This window comes from Dactylosporangium sp. CS-033363 (genome assembly GCF_050942475.1).
GTDB lineage: Bacteria > Actinomycetota > Actinomycetes > Mycobacteriales > Micromonosporaceae > Dactylosporangium.
On record NZ_CP192032.1, the window covers coordinates 1508302 to 1530742 of the forward strand.

Annotated in this window: 22 protein-coding genes; 10 read left to right on the forward strand and 12 right to left on the reverse strand. The window is 72.7% G+C overall.

Annotated elements, in window-relative coordinates; translation table 11 throughout:
- Nucleotides 1-4: 4 nt before the first annotated feature.
- Together ACQPZ4_RS06920 and ACQPZ4_RS06925 are read right to left on the reverse strand one after the other, a co-directional pair.
- Nucleotides 5-991, reverse strand: a complete 987-nt coding sequence (locus tag ACQPZ4_RS06920) for an ABC transporter permease subunit (protein WP_433057292.1) — start codon at nucleotides 989-991, stop codon at nucleotides 5-7.
- Nucleotides 988-1956, reverse strand: coding sequence for an ATP-binding cassette domain-containing protein (locus tag ACQPZ4_RS06925; protein ID WP_433057294.1), 969 nt, complete (start codon nucleotides 1954-1956; stop codon nucleotides 988-990). The genes ACQPZ4_RS06920 and ACQPZ4_RS06925 overlap by 4 nt, the downstream gene beginning before the upstream one ends.
- A 79-nt stretch (nucleotides 1957-2035) precedes the next feature.
- On the opposite strand from ACQPZ4_RS06925, the gene ACQPZ4_RS06930 reads away from it, so the two are divergent.
- Nucleotides 2036-2818, forward strand: coding sequence for an ABC transporter ATP-binding protein (locus tag ACQPZ4_RS06930; protein ID WP_433057296.1), 783 nt, complete (start codon nucleotides 2036-2038; stop codon nucleotides 2816-2818).
- Between the two features lie 3 nt (nucleotides 2819-2821).
- Here the strand turns inward: ACQPZ4_RS06930 and ACQPZ4_RS06935 are convergent, their stop codons facing one another.
- Complete coding sequence (locus tag ACQPZ4_RS06935) at nucleotides 2822-3604, reverse strand: enoyl-CoA hydratase/isomerase family protein (RefSeq protein WP_433057298.1); 783 nt, start codon at nucleotides 3602-3604, stop codon at nucleotides 2822-2824.
- A 63-nt stretch (nucleotides 3605-3667) separates the two neighbouring features.
- Here ACQPZ4_RS06935 and ACQPZ4_RS06940 point away from each other — a divergent pair, with 63 nt between their 5' ends.
- The 4 genes from ACQPZ4_RS06940 (at nucleotide 3668) to ACQPZ4_RS06955 (ending at nucleotide 10230) form a co-directional block, all read left to right on the forward strand.
- The gene (locus ACQPZ4_RS06940) at nucleotides 3668-4138 is read left to right on the forward strand and encodes a DUF6232 family protein (RefSeq protein ID WP_433057300.1); all 471 of its coding nucleotides are present in this window, start codon (nucleotides 3668-3670) and stop codon (nucleotides 4136-4138) included.
- Nucleotides 4139-4174: 36 nt separating this feature from the next.
- Nucleotides 4175-6046, forward strand: a complete 1872-nt coding sequence (locus tag ACQPZ4_RS06945; protein ID WP_433057302.1) for an Hsp70 family protein — start codon at nucleotides 4175-4177, stop codon at nucleotides 6044-6046.
- Nucleotides 6047-6067: 21 nt separating this feature from the next.
- Complete coding sequence (locus ACQPZ4_RS06950; RefSeq protein ID WP_433057304.1) at nucleotides 6068-8200, forward strand: Hsp70 family protein; 2133 nt, start codon at nucleotides 6068-6070, stop codon at nucleotides 8198-8200.
- 407 nt (nucleotides 8201-8607) lie between these two features.
- Nucleotides 8608-10230: an acetolactate synthase gene (locus ACQPZ4_RS06955; RefSeq protein WP_433057306.1), complete on the forward strand. Its 1623-nt coding sequence runs from the start codon at nucleotides 8608-8610 to the stop codon at nucleotides 10228-10230.
- A gap of 92 nt (nucleotides 10231-10322) precedes the next feature.
- On the opposite strand, the gene ACQPZ4_RS06960 is transcribed toward ACQPZ4_RS06955, so the two are convergent.
- From ACQPZ4_RS06960 to ACQPZ4_RS06970, 3 genes are all read right to left on the reverse strand, one after another.
- Nucleotides 10323-10973 carry a phosphonatase-like hydrolase gene (locus tag ACQPZ4_RS06960; RefSeq protein ID WP_433057308.1) on the reverse strand — a complete coding sequence of 217 codons (651 nt, stop codon included), beginning with the start codon at nucleotides 10971-10973 and terminating at the stop codon, nucleotides 10323-10325.
- Between the two features lie 81 nt (nucleotides 10974-11054).
- A complete protein-coding gene (locus tag ACQPZ4_RS06965) occupies nucleotides 11055-12572 on the reverse strand; it encodes a phospholipase D family protein (protein ID WP_433057310.1) in 1518 nt (505 codons plus the stop codon).
- On the reverse strand, nucleotides 12569-14011 hold the full coding sequence (locus ACQPZ4_RS06970) for a phosphatase PAP2 family protein (protein ID WP_433057312.1): 1443 nt from the start codon (nucleotides 14009-14011) through the stop codon (nucleotides 12569-12571). The genes ACQPZ4_RS06965 and ACQPZ4_RS06970 overlap by 4 nt, the downstream gene beginning before the upstream one ends.
- Nucleotides 14012-14047: 36 nt before the next feature.
- Here ACQPZ4_RS06970 and ACQPZ4_RS06975 point away from each other — a divergent pair, with 36 nt between their 5' ends.
- Both ACQPZ4_RS06975 and ACQPZ4_RS06980 read left to right on the forward strand, forming a co-directional pair.
- Nucleotides 14048-14830 (forward strand): DUF1206 domain-containing protein, encoded by a 783-nt coding sequence (locus ACQPZ4_RS06975; protein WP_433057314.1) that lies wholly within the window; start codon nucleotides 14048-14050, stop codon nucleotides 14828-14830.
- On the forward strand, nucleotides 14827-15717 hold the full coding sequence (locus ACQPZ4_RS06980) for a diacylglycerol/lipid kinase family protein (RefSeq protein ID WP_433057316.1): 891 nt from the start codon (nucleotides 14827-14829) through the stop codon (nucleotides 15715-15717). Before ACQPZ4_RS06975 ends, ACQPZ4_RS06980 begins: the two co-directional genes overlap by 4 nt.
- A gap of 13 nt (nucleotides 15718-15730) precedes the next feature.
- Here the strand turns inward: ACQPZ4_RS06980 and ACQPZ4_RS06985 are convergent, their stop codons facing one another.
- Genes ACQPZ4_RS06985 through ACQPZ4_RS07000 form a run of 4 tightly spaced genes read right to left on the reverse strand, consistent with a single transcriptional unit; the run spans nucleotide 15731 to nucleotide 17006 of the window.
- On the reverse strand, nucleotides 15731-16081 hold the full coding sequence (locus ACQPZ4_RS06985; protein ID WP_433057318.1) for a PLD nuclease N-terminal domain-containing protein: 351 nt from the start codon (nucleotides 16079-16081) through the stop codon (nucleotides 15731-15733).
- 27 nt (nucleotides 16082-16108) lie between these two features.
- Nucleotides 16109-16405, reverse strand: coding sequence for a DUF202 domain-containing protein (locus ACQPZ4_RS06990; RefSeq protein ID WP_433057320.1), 297 nt, complete (start codon nucleotides 16403-16405; stop codon nucleotides 16109-16111).
- A gap of 10 nt (nucleotides 16406-16415) precedes the next feature.
- A complete protein-coding gene (locus ACQPZ4_RS06995) occupies nucleotides 16416-16781 on the reverse strand; it encodes a YidH family protein (protein WP_433066317.1) in 366 nt (121 codons plus the stop codon).
- 24 nt (nucleotides 16782-16805) lie between these two features.
- Nucleotides 16806-17006 carry a hypothetical protein gene (locus ACQPZ4_RS07000; protein ID WP_433057322.1) on the reverse strand — a complete coding sequence of 67 codons (201 nt, stop codon included), beginning with the start codon at nucleotides 17004-17006 and terminating at the stop codon, nucleotides 16806-16808.
- Nucleotides 17007-17178: 172 nt separating this feature from the next.
- On the opposite strand from ACQPZ4_RS07000, the gene ACQPZ4_RS07005 reads away from it, so the two are divergent.
- Nucleotides 17179-17958, forward strand: a complete 780-nt coding sequence (locus ACQPZ4_RS07005) for an electron transfer flavoprotein subunit beta/FixA family protein (RefSeq protein ID WP_433057324.1) — start codon at nucleotides 17179-17181, stop codon at nucleotides 17956-17958.
- Nucleotides 17959-17972: 14 nt separating this feature from the next.
- The gene (locus tag ACQPZ4_RS07010; RefSeq protein ID WP_433057326.1) at nucleotides 17973-18926 is read left to right on the forward strand and encodes an electron transfer flavoprotein subunit alpha/FixB family protein; all 954 of its coding nucleotides are present in this window, start codon (nucleotides 17973-17975) and stop codon (nucleotides 18924-18926) included.
- Nucleotides 18927-18970: 44 nt separating this feature from the next.
- Here ACQPZ4_RS07010 and ACQPZ4_RS07015 read toward each other — a convergent pair whose 3' ends face one another.
- A complete protein-coding gene (locus ACQPZ4_RS07015; protein WP_433057328.1) occupies nucleotides 18971-19993 on the reverse strand; it encodes an anti-sigma factor domain-containing protein in 1023 nt (340 codons plus the stop codon).
- Nucleotides 19947-20513: an RNA polymerase sigma factor gene (locus ACQPZ4_RS07020; RefSeq protein ID WP_433066320.1), complete on the reverse strand. Its 567-nt coding sequence runs from the start codon at nucleotides 20511-20513 to the stop codon at nucleotides 19947-19949. Before ACQPZ4_RS07020 ends, ACQPZ4_RS07015 begins: the two co-directional genes overlap by 47 nt.
- A gap of 723 nt (nucleotides 20514-21236) precedes the next feature.
- On the opposite strand from ACQPZ4_RS07020, the gene ACQPZ4_RS07025 reads away from it, so the two are divergent.
- Nucleotides 21237-22406, forward strand: coding sequence for a cysteine desulfurase family protein (locus tag ACQPZ4_RS07025; protein WP_433057330.1), 1170 nt, complete (start codon nucleotides 21237-21239; stop codon nucleotides 22404-22406).
- Nucleotides 22407-22441: the final 35 nt, after the last annotated feature.

The window sequence follows — 22441 nt, forward strand, 5'->3', positions numbered from 1 at the left end:
AGTTTCAGCGGGCGTCGCGGCGGTTCATCGACACGAACGCCGCCGCGGCGACCGCGAGCATCACGGCCAGCATCACCAGGCCGCCCTGCTCCCACGTCGCGTGGAAGGTCGACCTCGCGACGCCGGTCGCCGGGTTGGCCTCGGTGGCCTCGATGCCCTTCTGCAGCCAGGCGCGGGCCCAGCTCGACAGCCGGTACGGCTCGGCGTAGTCCTCGCTCCCCACCACGGTGAACACGACTGTGCTGCCGAACTCCCAGAGCAGCAGGTAGGTGATGCCGACGCCGAGCGCGGCCGACGTGTGCCGCCCGATCGAGGCGACGGAGAAGCCCAGGGCCGTCCCGGCCATCGCGACGAACACCACGCGCAGGGCCGTGAGCAGCACCGAGCCGAACTCGCCGGCGCTCATCTGGCTCACCGTGCCGTTGCCGGCCGAAATGACCATGAACGCGCCGGTCCACAGTGCGAGGTACACGATGGACAGCAGCCCGACGCCGGCCATCGCGGCCAGCAGCTTGGCCCCGAGCACCCGGCCGCGGCGGGGCGCCCACAGCAGCAGGCTCGCCATCCCGCCGGAGCTCCACTCGACCCCGACGAACGACGCCCCGAGCACGAATCCGGCCAGCGCGAACAGGACGGCGGCACCGTAGTACAACTTGGGCCATTGGCGGTGGAACGAGAAGCCGTAGTCCAGCAGTGAGTCCTGGGTCGGACGCGGCCCGTAGTCGCATCCGCGCGGGAGGTCCTCGCCCGGCTGGGCCTGCTCCAGGCCGCTCTGCACCCGGCCGCAGTGCTCGGTGCGCTCGTCCCACAGCTGCCCGAGCGAGACCGCGCGCTCCTTCGCGGTGGCGATCTCGTCGTCGGTCGGGGTGCTGCCGGACAGGGTGAAGCCGAAGGCCAGGAAGACCAGCATCGTGCCCACCAGCAGCGAGGTGACGAGCGTGATGCGGCGGCTGAACAGCCGGGACCACTCGGCGGCGAACAGGCGGCTCATGCCGGGTGCTCCTCGGTCTGCCAGTCGGAATTGTCCACCGGGCGGAACGCGCCGCGGGACCCGTTGCCGGTGATGGCCAGGAACGCGTCCTCGAGCTGCGCGACGGGGGCCAATTCCCGGACCCAGAGGTTGTGTACGCCCAGCGTGTACGACACCCAGGCCGGCTCGGCCAGGTCGTGCACGACGAGGTGGTCCCCGGCCAGGCTCACGTCCGCGCCCGCCTCGGTCAGGATCTCGGCGGCGCGCGGGAGCTCGTCGACGCGGACGCGGTACGAGCCCTTGTCGGCGACCGCGAGCACCTCCGAGACCGGCCCCGCCGCGACCGTGCGCCCGCGCGAGATGATCGTGACGGAGTCGCAGACCTGCGCGATCTCGGCCAGGATGTGGCTGGAGATGACGACCGTCTTGCCCTGGTCTGCGTGCCCGCGCAGCAGGTCGCGCATCTCGCGCACGCCCGCCGGGTCGAGCCCGTTGTTGGGCTCGTCGAGGATCAGCAGGTCGGGGTTCTTCAGCAGCGCGGACGCGACCGCGAGGCGCTGGCGCATGCCCATGGAGTAGCCCCGCACCATGTCCTCGGAGCGGTCCGACAGCCCCACCTGGTCGAGGACGACCCCGATCCGCTGCTTGGGCACCCCGCCGGCCTTCGCCAGCAAGGACAAGGTTTTGTACCCCGTGAGGTTGCCGAAGAACGCCGGCGCCTCGACGATCGCGCCCACGCGGTCGGCCACCTCGGCCTGCATCCGCGGGACGGGCTGCCCGAAGATCCGCATCTGCCCGCCGTCCGCGCGCAGCAGCCCCAGCAGCGTCTTGAGCGTCGTGGATTTCCCGGAGCCGTTCGGCCCGAGGAAGCCGTGGATCTGCCCGGGCTCGACCAGCATGTCGAGGCGGTCGAGGGCGGCGCGTGGCTTGCCGAACACGCTCTGATACGTCTTGACGAGTCCGTCGATTTCAAGTGCCGGTGTCATCGCAGCGCACAATACGGCCTCGCCCCCGCGCGCGGGGCCCCGGCAGCCATCGATATACGAGGCGTGGTTGGATTGGCACGTGTCAGATGACCTTGTCATCGCGGTGGAGAACGCCACGGTCACCCGCAACGGCAACCAGCTCATCCGATCGGTGAGCTGGCAGGTCGAGCTGGACGAGCGCTGGGTGATCCTGGGCCCGAACGGGGCCGGGAAGACCACGCTGCTCAATCTCGCGGGCGCGCGGATGCACCCGTCCGGGGGCACGGTCACCGTGCTCGGCGAGCAGCTCGGCCGGACGAACATCGCCGAGCTCAAGACCCGGATCGGCTTTTCCTCCAACGCGCTGCGGCTGCCCTTCGAGGAGACGGCGCGCGACGTCGTGCTGACCGCGTCGTGGGCCGTCGTCGGGCGCTACCGCGAGCGCTACGACGCGATGGACGAGGGGCGCGCCCTCGCGCTGCTGGACCAGCTCGGGGTCGCGGCGCTCGCCGACCGCGTGTACGGCACGCTGTCCGAGGGTGAGCGCAAGCGGGTACAGATCGCTCGGGCCCTGATGACCGACCCGGAGCTGCTGCTGCTCGACGAGCCGTCGGCCGGGCTGGACCTGGGCGCGCGGGAGGACCTGGTGCGCCGGCTGGGCGACCTCGCGGCCGACCCGGACGCGCCGGCGATCGTGCTCGTCACGCACCACGTGGAGGAGATCCCGCCGGACTTCACCCACGCGATGCTGATGCGCGACGGCGGTGTGGTCGCGCAGGGGCTCCTGCGCGACACGATCACCGCCGACAACCTGTCGAAGACGTTCGGCATGCCCTTGCGGCTCAGCACCCTGGACGGGCGCTTCCACGCGCAGGCGTCCTGAGTTCTACCGGCCCTTGAAGGACGGCTTGCGCTTCTCCACGAAGGCGGTCATCCCCTCGGCCTTGTCCTCGGTCGCGAACAGGGCCGCGAAGAGCTGGCTCTCCAGCCGCAGGCCCGAGGCGAGGTCCATGTCCAGGCCGCCGTCGACCGCCTGCTTGGCCGCGCGCAGCGCCATGGCCGGGCCGTCGACGTAGGGGCGCACGAGGTCGAGCGCGGCCGCGTAGACGTCCCCGCGCGGCACGACGCGGTCGACCAGCCCGATGGCGAGCGCCTCGGCCGCGGGCACGAAGCGGCCCGACATGATGAGGTCCTTGGCCCGCGCGGGGCCGACCAGCCGGGCCAGGCGCTGCGTGCCGCCCGCGCCCGGAATGATGCCCAGGGTGATCTCCGGCTGCCCGAGCTGGGCGTCCTCCGCGGCCACCCGCCAGTCGGCGGTCAGGGCCAGCTCGCAGCCGCCGCCGAGGGCGTACCCGGTGATCGCGGCGACCACGGGCTTGGGGATCCGCGCGACGGCGTCGAACGACGAGGTGAGCGCGCCCGCGCGGGCGGCCATCTCGGGGTAGCCCATGCCGGCCATTTCCTTGATGTCGGCGCCGGCCGCGAAGACCTTCTCGCCGCCGTAGAGGACCACCGCGCGCACGTCGTCGCGCGCGGTCGCCTCCTGCGCGGCCGCCCGCAGCTGCTCCTGCACGGCGATGTTCAGGGCGTTCATCGGCGGGCGGTCGAGCCGGATGGTGCCGATGCCGCCGTCGACCTCGAGCCGCACGAGCGGGGTTTCCGTGGTCACGTGTGTCTCCTCAACGTCGTTGTCGTTGCCCGGAGCGTATTCCGCTGTACCGTCAGTGGTGCCATGGCCACCACGTACTACCGCGACAACGTGGTGCACATCAGCTCCGGCGGTGTGCGCGTCGCTGAATCCTGGTATCCGCTGGACACCCTCACCTACATCTGGCACGAGCGCACGGGCCGGCTCCGGCACGGGGCGTACATGATCGGCACCCGCGGCGGCGCCGTGCTGCTCGTGATCGGGCTGCTCATCGCGGCCGGGATGGCCGCGCGCCGGCTCGACTTCAGCGGCGAGAAGCGCACGATGTACATCGCCGGGGGCATCCTCGCGGTGGTCGTCGTCGGCGGGATCGTCGCCTTCTGCCTGGAGGGGCTGCTCGACCTGCTCGACCGGGCCCACGACCACGGCAAGGGCGTGCACGAGATCTGGGTGCGCACCACCGGCGGCGACTCGATGATCTACTCGACGACCGATGCGCCCAAGTTCGGGCAGATCTACCGGGCGCTGCAGCGGGCGGTCGAGCAGTCCGCGTAGCCATTCTGTTCGATTGGTTGTCCTAGACTGCGCCGCATGGTCGCGCTGGGTGTGGACTTCGGCACGTCGCACACGGTGGCAGTGGCGCGGTGGCCCGACGGGCGGGCGCGGCCGCTGCTGTTCGACGGCTCGCCGCTGCTGCCCTCCGCCGTCACCCTGGAGGAGCAGGGCCTCGTGGTCGGCCGCGACGCGGTGCACGCCGCCCGCCGCGCGCCCGAGCGCTTCGAGCCCAACCCCAAGCGCCGCATCGACGACGGATCCGTGCTGCTCGGCGAGCGGACGGTGGCGGTGCCGGACATGGTGACCGCGGTGCTGCGGCGCGTCGTGGACGAGTTCGGCCGGACAGCCGGCGGGGCGCCCGACGCGGTCACCGTCACCCACCCGGCGGGCTGGGCCACGACGCGCCGCGCGACGCTGCAGGAGGCGGTCCGCCGGGCCGGGCTCCCGGGCGCCGTGCTGGTCCCCGAGCCGGTCGCCGCGGCCACGTACTTCGTGAGCGTGCTGCGCCACCTGGTCCCCGTCGGCTCGGGCGTCGTCGTGTACGACCTCGGGGCCGGCACCTTCGACGGCAGCGTGGTCGCCCGCACCGCCGCCGGCTTCGACGTGCGCGCCGTCGGCGGCCGCGACGACCTGGGCGGCCTCGACTTCGACGAGCTCGTGGTCGGCCTCGTGGCCAAGGCCCTGCCCGCGGAGGACTGGGCCCGGGTGACCGGCGACCCGCGCGCCGCCCGGCAGTTGCGCGACGAGGCGCGGGAGGCGAAGGAGCGGCTGTCGCGCGCGGCGTCGGTGACCATCATGGTGCCGGCGGTCGATGTGGACGTACCGGTGACGCGGGACGAGTTCGAAACGGCCGCTCGGCCCCTCGTCTCGCGCTCGGTCGCGTCGCTGGCGGAGACGCTGCGGCTGTCGCGGCTCACCCCCGACCGGGTCGCGGGGATCTTCCTGGTCGGCGGGGCCAGCCAGATGCCGCTGGTCGCGACGGAGCTGCATCGGGAGTTCGGGCGGGCGCCGGTGACGATCGAGCAGCCGGAGATGGTGGTGGCCGAGGGGAGCGTGCTGGTCGGGAAGGCGGTTCAGGCTCGGCGGCCTCGTTCGGAGCTCACTGCTTCTACTTCTGCTTCAGCGTCTGCGTCTGCTTCTGCGTCTGCTTCTGCCGGCGTTGCGCCCTCGGTCTCGGCTCCGCCGGTGTCACCTTCGCCGGTTTCGCCTCCTTCGGTTCGGCCGTCTTCGGTTCCGCCCTCGCCGGTTTCGCCTTTGCCGGTTTCGCCTTTGCCGGTTTCGCCTTTGCCGGTTTCGCCTGGGCCCTTTTCGCCGCCGCCGGTGCAGCGGCCGCCTTATGCGCCTTATTCGCCTTATCCGGTTCCGCCGCGGCCTGTGTACGCGCCCGCGCCTGTGTACGCGCCCGCGCCCGTGTTCTATCCGGTGATGCCGGTGATGCCGGTCCCGATCCGCCTGGGGCCGTGGTCGATCCGGTGGCCTGCCGGGTTCATGACGACCTATGGCATCCTGCTGTACCTGCTCACCGTCCCGCTCGTGCTGGCCGCCGTGCTGCCGCGGTTCCTCGACACCCCGCCCGAGGGGTGGGACCAGGCGCAGGTCGACCAGCTCACCTCCGACTCCCTGGAATGGTCGATCATCTGCGCGGTCGCGGCCACGTTGCTCATCAACGGGGCGATCCGGGCCAGGCGGCCGGCGAGCGGGCATCACTGGTACCCCCTGGCGCTCTGCCTGGTCGTGACCGTGGCCAACGCGGCGCTCACGCCGGAGGGCGGCGGGTACTGGACGGTTATCCCGGCGGGCGTGTTCGCGCTGTCCACCGCGATGCTCCTGCTGCCCGGCTCCCGGCGGTGGACGCGGCGCCCGCCCCGGCCACCTGTCGCGAAGCCGCCTACAACGCCCGGTTCGTAACCGCGGCCTAGACTTCGGGTCATGCCTACGCCAGGGATCCGGCTCGGGGTCGACTTCGGCACCTCGAACACCGTCGCCGTCGTACGGTGGCCGGACGGGCGCTCCCGGCCGCTCATCTTCGACGGCTCCCCGCTGCTGCCCTCGGCCGTCTACGTCGAGCCCGGCGGCACGATCATCGTCGGCCGCGACGCGGTGCACAGCGCGCGGCTCGAACCCGCGCGCTTCGAGCCCAACCCGAAGCGCCGCATCGACGACGGCACGGTGCTTCTCGGCGACCGCGAGGTCCCCGTCAACGACCTCATCGCGGCCGTACTGCGCCGCGTGCGCGACGAGTTCGCCCACACCGTCGGCGCGGACGCGGTGCCGGAGGTGACGGTCACCGTACCCGCCTCGTGGGGCGCGACCCGCCGCCTCGCGGTCGCCGACGCCGCCGCGTCCGCCGGCCTGGGCAAGGTGCGCCTGGTCCCCGAGCCGGTCGCCGCCGCCGCGTACTTCACCCAGGTCCTCGGCCACGAGGTCAAGGTCGGCTCGGTCGTGGTCGTGCACGACTTCGGCGCGGGCACGTTCGACGCCAGCGTGGTCGCCCGCACGGCGGATGGCTTCGAGGCGCTGGCGGTGGACGGCCGCGACGACATCGGCGGCATCGACGTGGACGCCGCGATCGTCAACCACATCGGCACCATCTGCGAACCGCGCGCCCCGCAGGAATGGGCCCGCCTGGTGAGCCCCCAGACCGTCGAGGACCGCCGCCACCGCCGCCTCCTGTGGGACGACGCGCGGGTGGCGAAGGAGCGCCTCTCCCGCCAGCCGGCGTCGGACCTGACCATCCCGTTGCTCAACTTCGACGTGCACCTGACGCGGGACGAACTTGAAACCCTCGCCCGCCCGATGATCGAGCAGACCGTACGCGTGACCCAGGGCGTCATGCGCTGGGCCCAACTGAGCGAGGGCGCGGTCGCGGGCGTCTTCCTGGTCGGCGGCTCCAGCCGGATCCCGCTCGTGGCGACGCTGCTGCACCGCATGCTGGGCACCGCGCCGACCGCCATCGAACAGCCGGAACTCGTCGTGGCCGAGGGCAGCATGCTGACCGGCTCGACCTCGACCCAGGCGACGGCGCAGCCCGCCCCGGGCCCGGCGACTGGCGTGATGCCGGAGGTGCCGGGCTTCCCGTGGGAGCAGTCGTCGCTGCCGCCCGTCTCTTCACCGCCGGTCTCTTCGTCGCCGGACTCCTGGTCGCAGGTCTCTTCTTCACAGGTCTCTTCTTCGCAGGTCTCCTCTTCGCAGGTCTCCGGGCAGCCGTTCTCCGGGCCACCTGTCGGCGGGTCGCAGGTCTCTGGGGCACCGGTCTCCGGGCCCTTGGACTCCGCGCCGTCCGGTTTCACGATGCCGCCGCCGAGCCGCTTCGGTGCTCCTGACTCGGGACCGCCCGTGAACCGCCCGATGTGGCCGGAGACGCCGCCGCCGCTCCCGCCGGTCTCGGTCCCACCGTCGGCCTCCCCGGTATCCTCGCCGCCGCCGTACCCGGTCTCGGGCCCGCCGGTCTCCGGCCAGCAGTCCGCGCACCCGGTCTCGACGCCGCCGGTCTCGGGGCCGCCGTCCGGCTATCCGGTCTCCGCACCGCCGGTCTCCGGTCACGCCGCCGCGTCCGCGCGTCCGGTCTCGACACCGCCGGTCTCCGGACCGCCCTCCGCTTATCAGGTCTCCACTCCGCCGGTCTCGGGCCGCCCGGTCTCCTCCGCGCCGCCGCCCGCGCGCCCGATTTCCGCCCCGCCGGTCTCGTCACCCCCGAACCGGCCGACCAGCTCAGGGCGGGTCTACGGCTCGGCCCCGAACGCCGGCGTGCCCGAGCCCGCGACCCGCTACGACGAGTACGGCCGCCCCTTCAAGTCCGACCAGCCCCAGCAGCGAGTCGCCCCCTCCCCGGCCCCGGTGCCACAGGGCCCGCCGCCACGCCAGGCAAACCAGGTCGCCGAGTACGCCAAGGTCTACAACGGCACCCGCCACCGCAGCCGAGCCGCCCGCACGATGCGCGTCCTGTTCGTCGTCGTGCTGATCGTCGCGGTCCCCTTGATCGCCGGCGTGATCTCGTACTACCTGACCACCGACCACCTCCCACCGCTCCTGCAGGACTGGTTCGGCTCCAACCCGTCCTGACGCGTCCGAGCGCCACGCCGCGCCATGACGTGGCGCCCGGTTGTGCCGCGTCCGCGCGTCACGACGCTTTCGTCCGCTGCATACTTCCGCGCGCCGCGACCCTTCCGAGCGTGACGACACGGCCGACCCGTTGCGCCGCGTCCGCGCGTCGTGCCGCGTCCGCGCGTCGTGCCGCGTCCGCGCGTCGTGCCGCGTCCGCGCGTCGTGCCGCGTCCGCGCGTCGTGCCGCGTCCGCGCGTGGTGCTCGCGTCGTGCCGCGTCCGCGCGTCATGACACTCCCCGTGTGCCGTGGCGCCTCCGGGCGTCATGATGAGGCGGTCATCGGGGCGCGTCCGTGCGTGGTGGGGGTGGCGGCTCGCCGTGGAGCTTTGGTCCGTCGGGAGGGTGAACGTGAGTAGGATTCGCGCATGACGACGATCGACGGGCACGGCGGGGATCTTGCGCTGGCGGCGCTTCGCGGCTTCGGGGTCAACGAGATGTTCACCCTGTCCGGCGGGCACGTCTTTCCGCTGTACGACGCGGCGAAGAAGGCCGGCGTGCGCGTCGTCGACGTGCGCCACGAGCAGTCCGCGGTGTTCGCCGCCGAGGCCGTGGCGAAGCTCCAGCGGCGCCCGGGCCTGGCCGTGCTCACCGCCGGCCCCGGCGTCACCAACGGCGTCTCCGGGCTGACCAGCGCCATGTTCAACGGCGCGCCGGTCGTCGTGCTGGGCGGGCGCGCGCCGCAGTTCCGGTGGGGCTCGGGCAGCCTGCAGGAGATGGACCACCTGCCGATCGTGCGGGCGGTCACCAAGCACGCCGAGACGATCTTCTCGACCGACGAGGTCTACGCGCGGATGCGTGCGGCCGCGCTCACCGCGCTGACGCCGCACCGGGGGCCGGTCTTCATCGACCTGCCGCTGGAGGTCGTGTTCTCCACCGCCGACGGCATTGAAGAGCAAAATCCCGCTTCGGTACCGTCCGAAGAAGCCGATCCCGACGAGGTGCACCGCGCCGTCAGTCTGCTGGCCGCGGCCGAGCGGCCGGTCATCGTGGCCGGGTCGGACGTCTGGGCCGGCGACGCGACCGCGGCGTTGCGCGAGGCGGCCGAGGCGCTGCGCATTCCGGTCTTCGCCAACGGCATGGGCCGCGGCTCGCTGCCGCCCGGGCACCCGCTGGCCTTCGCGCGGGCGCGCAAGCCCGCGTTCGGCGGGGCGGACGTCGTCGCGGTCATCGGCACCCCGCTGGACTTCCGGCTGAACTTCGGCGACTTCGGCGGGGCCCAGGTCGTGCACGTCACCGACGCGGCGTCGCAGAAGGCGGGCCACGTCACGCCGGCGGCGGCGCCGGTGGGGGATCTGCGGCTGGTGTTGTCGGCCTTCGCGGCGTACCCGGGAATGATTGCGGACCACGAGGAGTGGATCGGGACCCTGCGCGCCGCCGAGAACGCCGCGCGCGGGCGCGAGACCGAGGCGCTGGAGGCCGACACCGACCCGATCAAGCCGAGCCGGGTCTACGGCGAGCTGCGCAAGGTGCTGGCCGAGGACGCGGTGACCATCGGCGACGGCGGGGACTTCGTCTCCTACGCCGGCAAGTACCTCGAGCCCGCCCAGCCCGGCACGTGGCTCGACCCCGGCCCGTACGGCTGTCTCGGCACCGGCATGGGCTACGCGATGGGCGCGCGGGTGACGTACCCGGACCGCCAGATCTGCGTGCTCATGGGCGACGGCGCGGCCGGCTTCTCGCTCATGGACGTCGAGTCGCTCGTGCGCCAGCAGCTGCCGGTCGTGATCGTGGTCGGCAACAACGGCATCTGGGGGCTGGAGAAGCACCCGATGCGCCAGATCTACGGGTACGACATGGCCGCCGATCTGCAGCCGGGCCTGCGCTACGACGACGTGGTGAAGGCGCTCGGGGGCGCCGGCGAGACGGTCGAGAAGCCCGGGGATCTCGCCGGGGCGCTCGGACGCGCGTTCTCAGCCGGGGTGCCCTATCTCGTGAACGTCCTGACGGACCCCGAGGACGCCTACCCGCGTTCGTCCAACCTCGCCTGAGGCCGGACGTGAAGCCCTGCTCGAAGCCGAGCAGGCGGACGTGAAGCCCTGCTCGAAGCCGAGCAGGCCGGACGGTAAGCGGACCGAAAGCCCTACTCCAGCCCGAGCAGCCGGGGCAGCGACCCGATCGAGCCGATCACCTCGTGGGCGCCGGCGGCCTGCAGCGCCTGCCGGTCGCCCGCCCCGGTGAGCACGCCGACGAGCAGCCCCGCCCCCGCGCGCTGGCCGGCGATGAGGTCCAGCGGCGTGTCGCCCACGACGACCATGCGGCGCACGTCCTCGACGCCGAGCTTGAGCGCCGAGACGAGCATGAAGTCGGGGAACGGCCGGCCGCGGCCGGCGTCGGCGGGGGAGAGCACCAGGTCGACCTGGCCCCACCAGCCGAGCGCGTCGATGATCGCCTCCTGGGTGGCCCGGGCGAACCCGGTGGTGAGCGCCACCTTGATGCCGTTCGCGCGCAGCGTCTTGATCGCCTCGATGGCGCCCGGGATCGGCAGCACGGCGCCCTCGTCGACGAGCAGCCCGTACGCCTCCTCGAACGTCTCGTTGGCGGCCTGGGCCCGCTCCTCGTCCCCGTCGAGCAGGAGGCGGAACACCTCGATGCGGCTCTGCCCCATCGTCTTGCGGACTACGGCGAGCATGCGTTCGTGCTGCGGGGTTCCGGGAGCCACGCCCTCGCCGGCGAAGGCCACCGTGAAAGCCTGCTCGACCAGGCCGTCATCACGCACCGTAGTGCCTGCCATGTCGATGCAGGCGAGTTGCCACGCGGTCATCACGCGATATGAGCATGGCGAAGAGACCGGAGAGTGAACGGCACAAAACCGTCAGAAGGCACCCGGCCGCCGCAGCGCGCGCGGACGCCCGTCGGGGTCGTGCACGAAGCGGTAGAGCACGCCCGACCACTGCCGGGTCCACCAGGTCAGCCGGGGTGCGTCGTAGGCGAGGACGCGTCCGGGCGGGCGCTCGCCCCCGCGCCCCGCCTCGTACCACCGCTGCAGCCCCGCGGCCGCCTCCGCGAACGCCGCGATGAACGTTTCCGGTTGATCGTCGTCGATGTCAACCCCGAGGTGCTCGCGGGCCAGGCGACGGCGCAGTGACCGAGCGTACTGCCCGGTAGCGTCGGCGACCGCGCAGGTCAGCTCCGAGTCGTGGGTCCACGAGCGCATGCTCACGTTGTCGGAGCCGACGGTCGCCCACGCGTCGTCGACCACGCAGACCTTGGCGTGCACGTAGATGGGCGTGCCGTGGGCGTTCTCGGGGCTGAAGACGTGCACCCGGTCCCCGCCCGCGTCGTCGAGGATCGCCAGGGCGCGCTCCCGGCCGTACAGCTGCGGGGTCTTGGAGATGCGCCCGGGCGCGTCGGGGTGCCGCGGCACGACGGCGACGAGGTGCAGGTCGGGCGCGTTCCGCAGGGCCTCGGCGAAGCACTCCGCGACCTGGGGCGACCAGAGGTACTGATCCTCGATGTAGATGAGGCGGCGCGCCCGCCCGACGGCCTTGCGGTAGCCGCGCGCGACCGTGCGTTCCCCGTCCGGGGCGAACGGGTACGCGCCCGAGCGGCGGTGCGGGTACGTCCGCAGCACCTGCACCGCGAGCTCCCCGGCCGGCGGCGGGTCGGGCAGCTGCTCCGGCAGCGGGTCGGCGTGGGTGTCCTCGCGGTACAGGCGGTCGTGCAGGCGGAAGAACGGGTTGCGCGACAGGGGGGTCGGGTCGGTCCAGCGCTCCCGGAACGTCGCCTCGACCTGCCCGACGGCGGGACCCCGCAGCTCGAGCTGGACGTCGTGCCAGGGCGGGCGCGGGCCGTACACGGGAGCCATGGAAACCGCCTGCGGGTCGCCCTCGTGCTCGCCGGAGTCGGCGCGGCCGTGGCAGAGGTCGATCCCGCCGACCCAGGCGACGTCGAGCTCGGGGCGGCCCGGGTGGCGCAGCACGATGAACTTCTGGTGGTGCGAGCCGCCCGTGCGGACGCGCATGTCGCGCAGGCACTCCCCGCCGGCCGCCTCGATCTCGTCGCCGAGGTGCTGGTTCTCGTCCTCGCTGAACTGGAGGCGGTCGAAGTGCGAGCGCCAGACCAGGCCCTTGACGATCACGCCGCGCTCGGCCGCCTCGCACAGCACCCGGGAGATCTCGGTGCCCTCGCCGTCGAGGCGCTCGTCCGGGTCGCCGCGCCAGTCGGTGAACAGCAGCAGGTCGCCGCGGCGCATGCGGCGCACGGCGGGCAGCAGCGCGCCGTAGTACTCGTGGCCGTCGATGAGCGGGCGCGCGGCGTTGCCATCGGTCCACGCGGCCAGGTCCGAGTGCGGGTTGCCGCGCTCCTCGGCGCTCAAGAACCAGTCGCTCACGCCGTGGCCGCCTGCACCGACGGCCGCGCCCGCGCGGGGGCCGGCTCCTCCACCAGGTCGTGGTTGGGCCGCAGCAGCCACCACGCGGCGAACACCCACAGGGCGGCCAGCACGCAGCTGCCCAGGATGTCGGTGGGGTGGTGCATGCCGCGGTACATCCGGGAGACCGCCACCCACAGCGGCATGACCACGGCCGCGGCCACGAACAGCCAGCGCCACCACGCGCGGGTGCGCGGCATGACGAGCACGGCCGCGGTGGCCCAGATGCAGATGGTCGCCGCGACGTGCCCGGACGGGTAGCTGGAGGTGGGCATCGGGCCGTCCATGTTCTCCACGTCCGGCCGCGACCGCCCGACGATCGCGGCGCTGGCCAGGAACAGGCTCAGCTCCCCGAACATGACCGTGACCAGGAAGACCACCGGCCGCCAGCGGCGCACCAGGGCCAGCGCGACGGCGCCGACGACGAGGCCGATGGCCAGGATGGCGTGCGTGTTGCCGACCTCGCTGCCGACGAGCGTGATGCGGCCCAGCGCGTCCGCGCGGTGCTCGGCGAACCAGTGCGGGATCGCGCGGTCGCCCAGCAGGTTGCCGTTGCCGTCGCGGTAGTGGGCCAGTGGGATGCCGAGCGCGACGAGCGCGCCGAACGTCAGCACCCAGGCCACCCCGAGCCCGGCGACCACCCACGCGCGGCCGTGACCGGCCCGCTCGGGCTCGTGCTGATGCGGGGCGGTGGGATGCAGGTCCTCGGCCGCCTCGGGCTCCAGGCCCTCGCTGAGCGGCTCCGTGACACGGCGCCCGTGCTCGTACCGCCACAGCTCGAACGCGGCCGCGCACAGCCCCACCCAGGCCACGGCGAGGGACCAGCCGCCGACCACGTCGGAGAGGAAGTGCACGCCCAGCGCGAGGCGGCTGAAGCCGATCAGGGCCACGACCGCGCCGACGGCGATGAGCAGCGGGCGGCGCCACCGCGCCTCGAGGGCCGGCAGGAACACCAGGACCAGCGCGGCGTAGCAGATGAACGAGTTGAGCGAGTGGCCGCTGGGGAAGCTGTTGCCGCCCCCGTGCGCGACGGGCTGCTCGACGACCGGGCGCAGGCGGCCGACCGCCAGCTTGAGCGCCGGATCGAGGACGAGGCCCCCGAGCGCGGTCGCGAGCAGGAAGCCGGTCAGGCGGTATTGGCGGCGCACGAGCAGTACCGTCGCGGCAATCACGACCAACCAGGCGAGGACGCCGAAGCTGCCGAGCCGGCTGATGCCACCCATCAGGTTGACCAGGAACTCGCTGGGCGCGACCAGGCGATTCAGGCCGTCGGCGACCCCGCGGTCGACGGACTCCAGGGGCAGCCACCGCACCCGCACCGCGATCACGAGCACGCTGAAGAGCAGGGCTGCCGCCCCGAACCCGGTGATGCGCAGCAGAGCGGCCTTGTCACGTCTCACGTTTGGTCCCATGCCCAACCTGGGGATTGGCAGAACATGACGAACAACGATCTGTTGAAGTACCTCACGAGAGTCGGGTTCATCGGCTACGGTCTGTTGCACCTCGCGCTCGCCTGGGTGGCCGCGCAGATCGCGTTCGGGCAGGGCGGCGAGGAGGGCGACCAGTCCGGCGCCTTCCAGAAGCTCGCCGAGCAGCCGTTCGGCGAGGTGCTGCTGTGGTTCGTGCTCATCTGCCTGGTCGCGCTGGCCCTCTGGCAGGCCATCCTCGCCATCTGGGGCCACACCGACGTCGAGGGCAAGGAACGCGTCATGGAGCGCGTCTCGTCGGGCGCGCGGGTGGTCGTCTACGCCGTGCTGGCCTTCACGGCCGGCAAGGTCCTCTTCGGCGCCCCCTCGTCGAGCGCGCAGCAGCAGCAGGAGGCGGCCGCGGGCATCATGGCCAAGCCCGCCGGGGAGTGGCTGGTGGGGCTGGCCGGCGTCGTCGTGCTCGGCTTCGGCATCGGGATGCTCTGGTACGGCCTGAAGCGCAAGTTCGCCAAGAAGCTGCACTTCGCCGGGCCGCGCGGACACGAGGCGGCGACCCGCGCCGGTCAGATCGGCTACGCGGCGAAGGGCGTGGCGTTCGGCATCGTCGGGTACCTGCTGATCGAGGCGGCGGTCAAGAACGACCCGCAGAAGTCGCGCGGGCTGGACGCCGCGCTGCATACGCTGGCCGGGCAGCCGTACGGAAAGTTCCTGCTCCTGGCGGTGGCGCTCGGCGTCGTCGCGTTCGCCGTCTACTGCTTCTTCCAGGCCAAGTACCGCAAGGTGGGATCGTGACCGTCCAGGCGGCCGTCGTCATCAACCCGTCCAAGGTCCTCGATCTGGAGGAGCGCCGGCGCGAGCTGTGCGGCGCCCTCGCGGACGCGGGCTGGCCCGAGCCGATCTGGCTGGAGACCACGCCCGAGGACCCGGGCTGCGGCATGGCCCGCGAGGCCGCGGCGGCCGGCGCCGAGGTGGTGCTGGTCTGCGGCGGCGACGGCACCGTGATGGCGGTGGCCGGCGAGCTGGCCGGCACCGACGTCGCGGTCGCCCTCATCCCCTCCGGCACCGGGAACCTGCTCGCGACCAACCTGGGCATCCCGCTGGACGTCGCGGAGGCGGTCGCGGTGGCCATCACCGGCGAGCGGCGCCGCATCGACGTGGGCGAGGTCGAGGGGTGCGGCGTGTTCACGGTCATGGCCGGGATGGGCTTCGACGCCGCGATGGTCGGCGAGACGCCCGACTCGGCCAAGGCCCGCTTCGGCTGGGCCGCGTACGTCGCGACGGGGCTGCGCAATCTCACCCGCCACCGCGCGTCCGTGCGCATCCGGCTCGACGGCGGGGCGTGGATGCACCGCAAGGCCAGCACGGTGCTCGTGGCGAACGTGGGGCGGCTGCAGGGCGGCCTGCCGCTGCTGCCCGACGCGGAGCCCGACGACGGCTCGCTGGACGTCGCGGTCCTCACGCCGCGCCATCTGGCCGATTGGGTACGGCTGGCGGCCGGCGTGGTCCTGCGCCGCGGGCCGGACACCCACGGCCTGGAGACGTTCCGGGCGCGCTCGGTCGAGGTGCACGCCGCGCGGGACGAGCCGCGGGAGCTCGACGGGGACGTCATCGCGCCCGCGCGGCGGCTGGCCGCGCGTGTCAGGCCCGGCGCGCTGGTCGTCTGCGTGCCGGAGTCCTAGCTCGGGGTATTGATCAGGGATTGTCGTCTTCGCGCCGTTTGAGGTCTTCCTCCCAGCGGCGCAGCAGCTCGGCGTCCTTGCGGGACTGAGCCGTGTCGATGCCGCGCAGGAAGTCCGGGTCGTCGTCGGGAGCGGTGACCCGCTTCCGCGCGCGCCCGGCGACCACGCCGGCCCGCTGTTCCAGCGAGCGCGGCCGGCCGGCGACGAACCAGGCGATCGGCCCGATGACCGGCACGAGCAGGATCACGAGGAACCAGACGGGCCGGGGCAGCCCGCGGATGTCCCCGCGTTCCGAGGACAGGCAGTCGATCAACGCGTACAGCGTCACGACCAGCACGATCAAGAAGGGCAGTGCGCGTCCCATGGCGCCATCATGACTCGTCGAAGGGGGTCATGACATCAGCAACAGGGTGCCCATCGCGCAGTACAGCAGGATGAGCCCGACCAGCACCGGCAATTCCCGCCCGATCGGGGTGGCGACGGTGCGCATCCGGTGCCGCACGAGCCGCACCGCGGCGGCCCAGACGAGCCCGACGGCGGCGACCGCGCACGCCGCGGGCACGGGCGGCAGGTGTACCGCCACCAGCCGGGCCAGCAGCAGCGCGACCGCCGTCACGGAGACCAGCGTCCGCCGCCACGACAGCTGCGTGCGCTCGATCTGCGCGCCCGGGGGCGCCGGCCTGCTCATGCCGGTCCGCTCACAGCAGGGTCGCGATCAGGAGCACGCCCGCGCCGACGGTGATCACGATGGCCAGGATCGCGGGGAAGCGCGACGGGGGCAGCGCCTCGTTCTGGCGCATCGCCTTCTCGCTGCGGGCCCAGTGGTCCACCGACCGGATCGCGACGAGGCCCCCGAGCGCGAGCAGCGACACCGCGATCGCGACGCGCAGCCGGTGGTGGGGCAGGAACTGGGCGACCGCGAGGCCGCCGCCGATCAGCGCCAGAGCGGTGCGCATCCAGGCCAGGAACGTGCGTTCGTTGGCCAGTGAGAAGCGGTAGTCCGGGGTGGTGCCGACCGAGCGGACCTCGTCGGGATCGAACCAGAGGCGAACAGTCCGCCAGATCGACATGCTGACAACGTACTGGCTCTAGGAACGCTCGTTGAGCTGCCAGAGCTCGCGAATGGTGTCCGACACACAGGATTCGCGCGGCCGTCCGCACGTGCACAGGTGCTCGTCCGGCGCCTCGCGCCGACGGTGTGTGACCAATTCCGCAGCGTGCTGGGCGACGGCCGCCGACAGCGGGCGTTGTACCTCGAACTCGACGGATTTTTGCGACATTTCACCCACCCCCTCACCCCAGGGTGCGCCCGGTTCGTGATGCTTTTCACCGCCATCGTGAACCTACTGCCCAGTAACATTTGGGTGGCCGACCCGTTCCCGCTCGCCGTGAGCCGTAACGTGGGGCACAAGTCGCCAGCGACGGCGCGGTGACTGTCAAGCAGGAGGACCTCGGACCACGATGAAGATCGTCGTACTCGTCAAGCAGGTGCCGGACTCCGGCGCGGAGCGCAACCTGCGCAGTGACGACAACACCGTCGACCGCGCGTCGGCGAACAATGTGATCAACGAGATGGACGAGTACGCCATCGAGGAGGCGCTGCGCCTCCAGGAGGCGCACAGCGGCGAGGTCGTCGTCCTGACCGTCGGCCCGGACCGCGCCACGGAGTCGATCCGCAAGGCGCTGTCCATGGGCCCGGACTCGGCCGTCCACGTCGTCGACGACGCGCTGCACGGCTCCTGCGCGGTCGCGACGTCCAAGGTGCTCGCCGCCGCCATCGGCCAGCAGCAGGCCGACCTGGTCATCTGCGGCGCCGAGTCGACCGACGGCCGCGTCCAGGTCATGCCGCACATGATCGCCGAGCGGCTGGGCATCGCCGCGCTGACGGGCGCCCGCAAGGTCACCGTCGAGGGCTCCCAGCTGACCATCGAGCGCCAGACCGACGAGGGTTACGAGGTCGTCACCGCCGCGACCCCGGCGATTGTCTCCGTCTGGGACACGATCAACGACCCGCGGTACCCGTCCTTCAAGGGCATCATGGCCGCCAAGAAGAAGCCGCTGCAGACCCTGTCGCTGGCCGACCTGGGCATCGCGGCCGGCGAGGTCGGCTTCGACGGCGCGACCAGCTCCGTCGTCGAGCACAGCAAGCGCCCGCCGCGCCAGGCCGGCAACAAGGTCGACGCGGGGGACGACGGCGGCGTGAAGCTCGTCGAGTACCTCGCCTCCGAGAAGTTCGTGTAAGGGGAGACATCGCCATGGCTGAAGTTCTGGTCGTAGTAGAGGCCTCCTCGCAGGGCGTCCTCAAGAAGGTCACGCTCGAGATGCTGACCCTGGCCCGCACGCTCGGGGGCGATGTCGCCGCCGTCGTGTTCGGCGACCCCGCCGCGTTCGCCGACAAGCTGGGCGAGTACGGCGCCACGAAGATCTACGCCGCCTCGGGCGCGGACCTCGACGACTACCTGGTCGCCCCGAAGGCCACCGCCCTCGCCGGCCTGGTCCAGCGGGTCTCCCCGGCGGCCGTCCTCGTCGCGTCCTCGCAGGAGGGCAAGGAGATCGCGGCCCGCGTCGCGGTCAAGCTCGACAACGGCATCCTGACTGACGTGGTGGCCCTCGACGCCGACGGCACCGCCACGCAGGTCGCGTTCGCCGGCTCGACGATCGTCAAGTCCAAGGTCACCAAGGGCCTGCCGATCGTGACCGTGCGCCCGAACTCCCTCACGCCCGCCCCCGCGCCCGCGACCGCTTCGGTCGAGGCCGTCGAGGTCGCCGTCGAGGACAAGGACAAGCTCGCGAAGGTCGTCGAGCGCAAGGTCGAGGCCAAGGGCGCCCGCCCCGAGCTGGCCGAGGCCTCGATCGTCGTCTCCGGCGGCCGCGGCGTGGCCAGCGCGGACAACTTCAAGCTGGTCGAGGAGCTGGCCGACCTGCTCGGCGGCGCCGTGGGCGCCTCCCGCGCGGCCGTCGACTCCGGCTTCTACCCGCACCAGTTCCAGGTCGGGCAGACCGGCAAGACGGTGTCCCCGCAGCTCTACGTGGCCCTGGGCATCTCCGGCGCGATCCAGCACCGCGCGGGCATGCAGACCTCGAAGACGATCGTCGCGGTCAACAAGGACCCCGAGGCGCCGATCTTCGAGCTCGCCGACTTCGGCGTCGTGGGCGACCTGTTCAAGGTCGTCCCGCAGGCCGCGGAGGAGATCCGCAAGCGCAAGTAGGGTCTGTGTGTAGAAGAAGCGCCCGTCAGTGACGGGCGCTTCTTCTATCGCAAGGTCCCTCGGAGCATGCTGCGGCCGGAGTGCGCGGCGTTCCCGTCGTGTGGCTCCGCCGAGATGTCGATGATGTTGTACCGCGTGAGGTCCAGCGAGTCCGGCACGGCCAGCGCGGGTTCGGTCTTGCCCTGCGCGACCACGCCGAGCGCCTCCATGCGCACGGTCGGCTCGTCCCGGTCCAGCAGCCACGCCTCGTAGTCCCCGTCGGCCTGCGTGGGCATGCCCTCGGTGTGCACGATCAGGCGCCGCTGGCCGTCGACGACGCGCAGGCAGGCGTAGCCGGACGCGCCGCTGGGGGCGTCGGGGAGGGCCTCGAGCCGCACCCGCGCGTCCTGGGCCCGGCACTGGGGTCCGGCGTCGCCGCGGCCCAGCCAGAGCGCGGTGCCGGCGGCGGCGACGAGCGCGGCCGCGACGGCGACTGCTGCTGTTCGCAGCCACGTGGGCCGCTTGCGCTCCGTCCGGTTGGGCGGGCGTTGGTCCGTGCTCTTGAGCCTGTTGTACGGCCGGTGGTCCGCGTTGTTGCGCGGCCGCTGGTCCTCCGCGTCGTTGTACGGCTCCGTGTCCTCTGTGTTGTTGTACGGCTGCTGGTTCTCCGCGTTGTTGTACGGCTCCTGGTTCTCCGCGTCGTTGTGCGGCTGCTGGTCCTCCGCGTTGTACGGCTCCTGGTTCTCCGCGTTGTTGTGCGGCTGCTGGTTCGCCGCGTTGTTGTGCGGCTGGTGGTCGTTCGCGGCCGGGCGGGGTGGCGGAGGGTCGGTGTGCAGGGTGACCGCCGGCGGTGGCAGGGCGCGGTCCGACGCCGCGAGTTCCGCGCGGATGCGGTGCCAGACGTGCTCCGGCGGGGGCGGGAGGTCGCGCAGGCGGGAGGTCTGCCGGCCGAGCCCCGCGACGATACGCAGCGAGTCCATCTCCGCGCGGCACTGCTCGCACACGTCGAGGTGGCCGGTCTCATGCTGGTCGAGCATCTCTTCACCGAGCGCCAGGAGTACCAGCCGCTCGGGCTCCAAATGCGGCACCGTCCACCTCCCATCGGCTGCGCAGCCGGGCCATCCCACGCCGCAGGTGGCTCTTCACGGTGCCGAGCGGGAGCCCGGTCAACGCGGCGATCTGAGGATGGGTCAGGTCGTCGTAGAACGCCAACTCGAGCACGCGCCGCTGCTCGCCCGGCAGCCGCGCCATCTCGTCGGCGAGCACCAGCCGGTCCACGATCCGCTCCGGCGGCGCCTCTCCCGCCCCGTCGCGGGCCGGCCCGGCCATCCGCCGCGCCTCCTCGGCGATCCGCCCGTCCCGCGCGGACGCGCGGATCTGGTCGACCACCTTGCGCCGGGCGATGCCGAGCAGCCAGCCGAGCAGCGAGCCGCGGCCGGGGTCGAACCCCTCGCGCCCGAGCCAGGCGGCCACGAACACGGCCTGCGTCACGTCCTCGGCGTCGGTGACGCTGCCGACGCCGCGCACCGCGAGATGGAACACGGCCGGGCCGAACCGCTCGTACGCCTCGCGCAGCGCTCGCTCGTCGCCCGCCCGGAACAGCTCCAGGAACGCGTCGTCCTGGGCTTGGTGCGGCCCGGCTCCGTCGTGCGCTGCGTGTGGCCCTGGCCCGGCTGCGTCTCGCGCTGCGTGTGGTGCGGCTCCGTCGTGCGCTGCGTATGGCCCTGGCCCGGCACCGTCGTGGGCTGGGCTTGGCGCGGCGCCGTCCCGCGCTGCGGTTGGCCCTGGCCCGGCTCCGTCGTGGGCCGGGCTTGGCGCGGCGCCGTCCCGCGCTGCGGTTGGCCCTGGTCCGGTTCCGTTGTGTGCTGAGCTTGGACCGGCGCCGTCCCGCGCTGCGTGTGGCCCTGTGGCGTCGTGCGTTTTGTGTGGGTCGGTGTGGTTCCGCCCGTTCTGTGGGTCGGCGTCGTCGCCGTGCGGGCGCGCGGGAGTCACCGGGGTCCGCCCGGGTGCCGCGGTCGCCGCCATCGCACGGGGTACGTCCTTCTCGGGGATCGGGTCCGATCAAGCATTCGGTCTACACCTACCCAGCGGATGCGCCTACCGAGGAAAATTTCTTCAGATTGCGAGAGTGAAGACTTAGCGCTTCTAACCGATCACGCTGGGTGGGTAGGCGGTAGGGTGCTCGGGGCTGCGACCAGGATCGATGGCAGGGCCCGTTACCGGCGGTGCGCTCAGCGGGGGACGGCGCGCGGCGGCGGGGCGCGGGAGCGTGGCGAGCGCCGCCATACCGGAGGGGTGGTAAGGGGTGCCCGGCCGTTAGGCTTGGCCCCGATGCCGTACCTCGACCACGCCGCAACCACGCCGATGCTCCCGGAGGCGCTCGACGCCTACGTCGCCACCGCGCGCGAAGTCGGCAACGCCTCGTCGTTGCACGCCCCCGGCCGCCACGCCCGCCGCCGGGTCGAGGAGTCCCGCGAGCGGATCGCCGCCGCGCTGGTGGCACGCCCGTCGGAGGTGATCTTCACCGGCGGCGGCACCGAGAGCGACAACCTCGCGGTCAAGGGCATCTTCTGGGCCCGCCGCGCCGCCGACCCGCGCCGCAACCGCGTCGTCGCGAGCTCGGTCGAGCACCACGCCGTCCTCGACTCCGTGGCCTGGCTCGAGTCCCACGAGGGCGCCGCCGTCACCTGGCTGCCGGTCGACGCGTCCGGGCGCGTGCACCCCGAGGCGCTGGCCGAGGCCCTCGCGGCCGACGACGTCGCGGTCGTCACGTCCATGTGGGCCAACAACGAGGTCGGCACCATCCAGCCGGTCGCCGAGCTGGCAGCGATCTCTGCCCGCGCGGGCGTGCCGTTCCACACCGACGCCGTACAGGCCGTCGGTCAGGTCCCGGTCGACTTCGCCCATAGCGGCGCGGCCGCCCTCACCGTCAGCGGCCACAAGCTGGGCGGCCCGATCGGCGCGGGCGCCCTCCTGCTCGGCCGCGAGATCGACTGCACACCACTGGCCCACGGCGGCGGCCAGGAGCGCGACGTCCGCTCCGGCACCCTCGACGTCCCCGCCATCGTGGCCTTCGCGGTCGCCCTGGAGCTGTCGGTGAAAACCCAGCGCGAGTCGGCCGACCGAATCGGCCGGCTCCGCGACGCCCTCGTGGCACGCGTCCGCGCGGCGGTACCCGAGGCGATCCTCAACGGCGACCCGGCCGACCGCCTGCCGGGCAACGCGCACTTCTCCTTCCCGGGCTGCGAGGGCGACGCGCTGCTGCTGCTCCTCGACGCCCAGGACATCGCCTGCTCGACGGGCTCGGCCTGCTCGGCGGGCGTCGCGCAGCCTTCGCACGTGCTGCTGGCCATGGGCGCGGACGACGCGCGGGCGCGCTCGTCGCTGCGCTTCACCCTGGGACACACCTCGACCATGGCGGACGTGGACGCGCTGGTCGCCGCGCTCCCGGGCGCGGTGGAACGGGCCTACCGGGCGTCCACGAAGACCAAGAAGGGCTGACCCTCGCGAGCGCCCGAACCCGCGCCCGCGCGTCG

Excerpts from the sequence above, each read along its gene's own strand:
- ACQPZ4_RS07025 (WP_433057330.1), top strand. The coding sequence starts at position 21,237 with ATGCCGTACCTCGACCACGCCGCAACCACGCCGATGCTCCCGGAGGCG.
- ACQPZ4_RS06945 (WP_433057302.1), top strand. The coding sequence starts at position 4,175 with ATGGTCGCGCTGGGTGTGGACTTCGGCACGTCGCACACGGTGGCAGTG.
- ACQPZ4_RS06950 (WP_433057304.1), top strand. The coding sequence starts at position 6,068 with ATGCCTACGCCAGGGATCCGGCTCGGGGTCGACTTCGGCACCTCGAAC.
- ACQPZ4_RS06925 (WP_433057294.1), bottom strand. The coding sequence starts at position 1,956 with ATGACACCGGCACTTGAAATCGACGGACTCGTCAAGACGTATCAGAGC.
- ACQPZ4_RS06960 (WP_433057308.1), bottom strand. The coding sequence starts at position 10,973 with ATGGCAGGCACTACGGTGCGTGATGACGGCCTGGTCGAGCAGGCTTTC.
- ACQPZ4_RS06975 (WP_433057314.1), top strand. The coding sequence starts at position 14,048 with ATGACGAACAACGATCTGTTGAAGTACCTCACGAGAGTCGGGTTCATC.
- ACQPZ4_RS06985 (WP_433057318.1), bottom strand. The coding sequence starts at position 16,081 with ATGGGACGCGCACTGCCCTTCTTGATCGTGCTGGTCGTGACGCTGTAC.
- ACQPZ4_RS06940 (WP_433057300.1), top strand. The coding sequence starts at position 3,668 with ATGGCCACCACGTACTACCGCGACAACGTGGTGCACATCAGCTCCGGC.
- ACQPZ4_RS07010 (WP_433057326.1), top strand. The coding sequence starts at position 17,973 with ATGGCTGAAGTTCTGGTCGTAGTAGAGGCCTCCTCGCAGGGCGTCCTC.
- ACQPZ4_RS07005 (WP_433057324.1), top strand. The coding sequence starts at position 17,179 with ATGAAGATCGTCGTACTCGTCAAGCAGGTGCCGGACTCCGGCGCGGAG.
- ACQPZ4_RS06955 (WP_433057306.1), top strand. The coding sequence starts at position 8,608 with ATGACGACGATCGACGGGCACGGCGGGGATCTTGCGCTGGCGGCGCTT.
- ACQPZ4_RS06920 (WP_433057292.1), bottom strand. The coding sequence starts at position 991 with ATGAGCCGCCTGTTCGCCGCCGAGTGGTCCCGGCTGTTCAGCCGCCGC.
- ACQPZ4_RS06990 (WP_433057320.1), bottom strand. The coding sequence starts at position 16,405 with ATGAGCAGGCCGGCGCCCCCGGGCGCGCAGATCGAGCGCACGCAGCTG.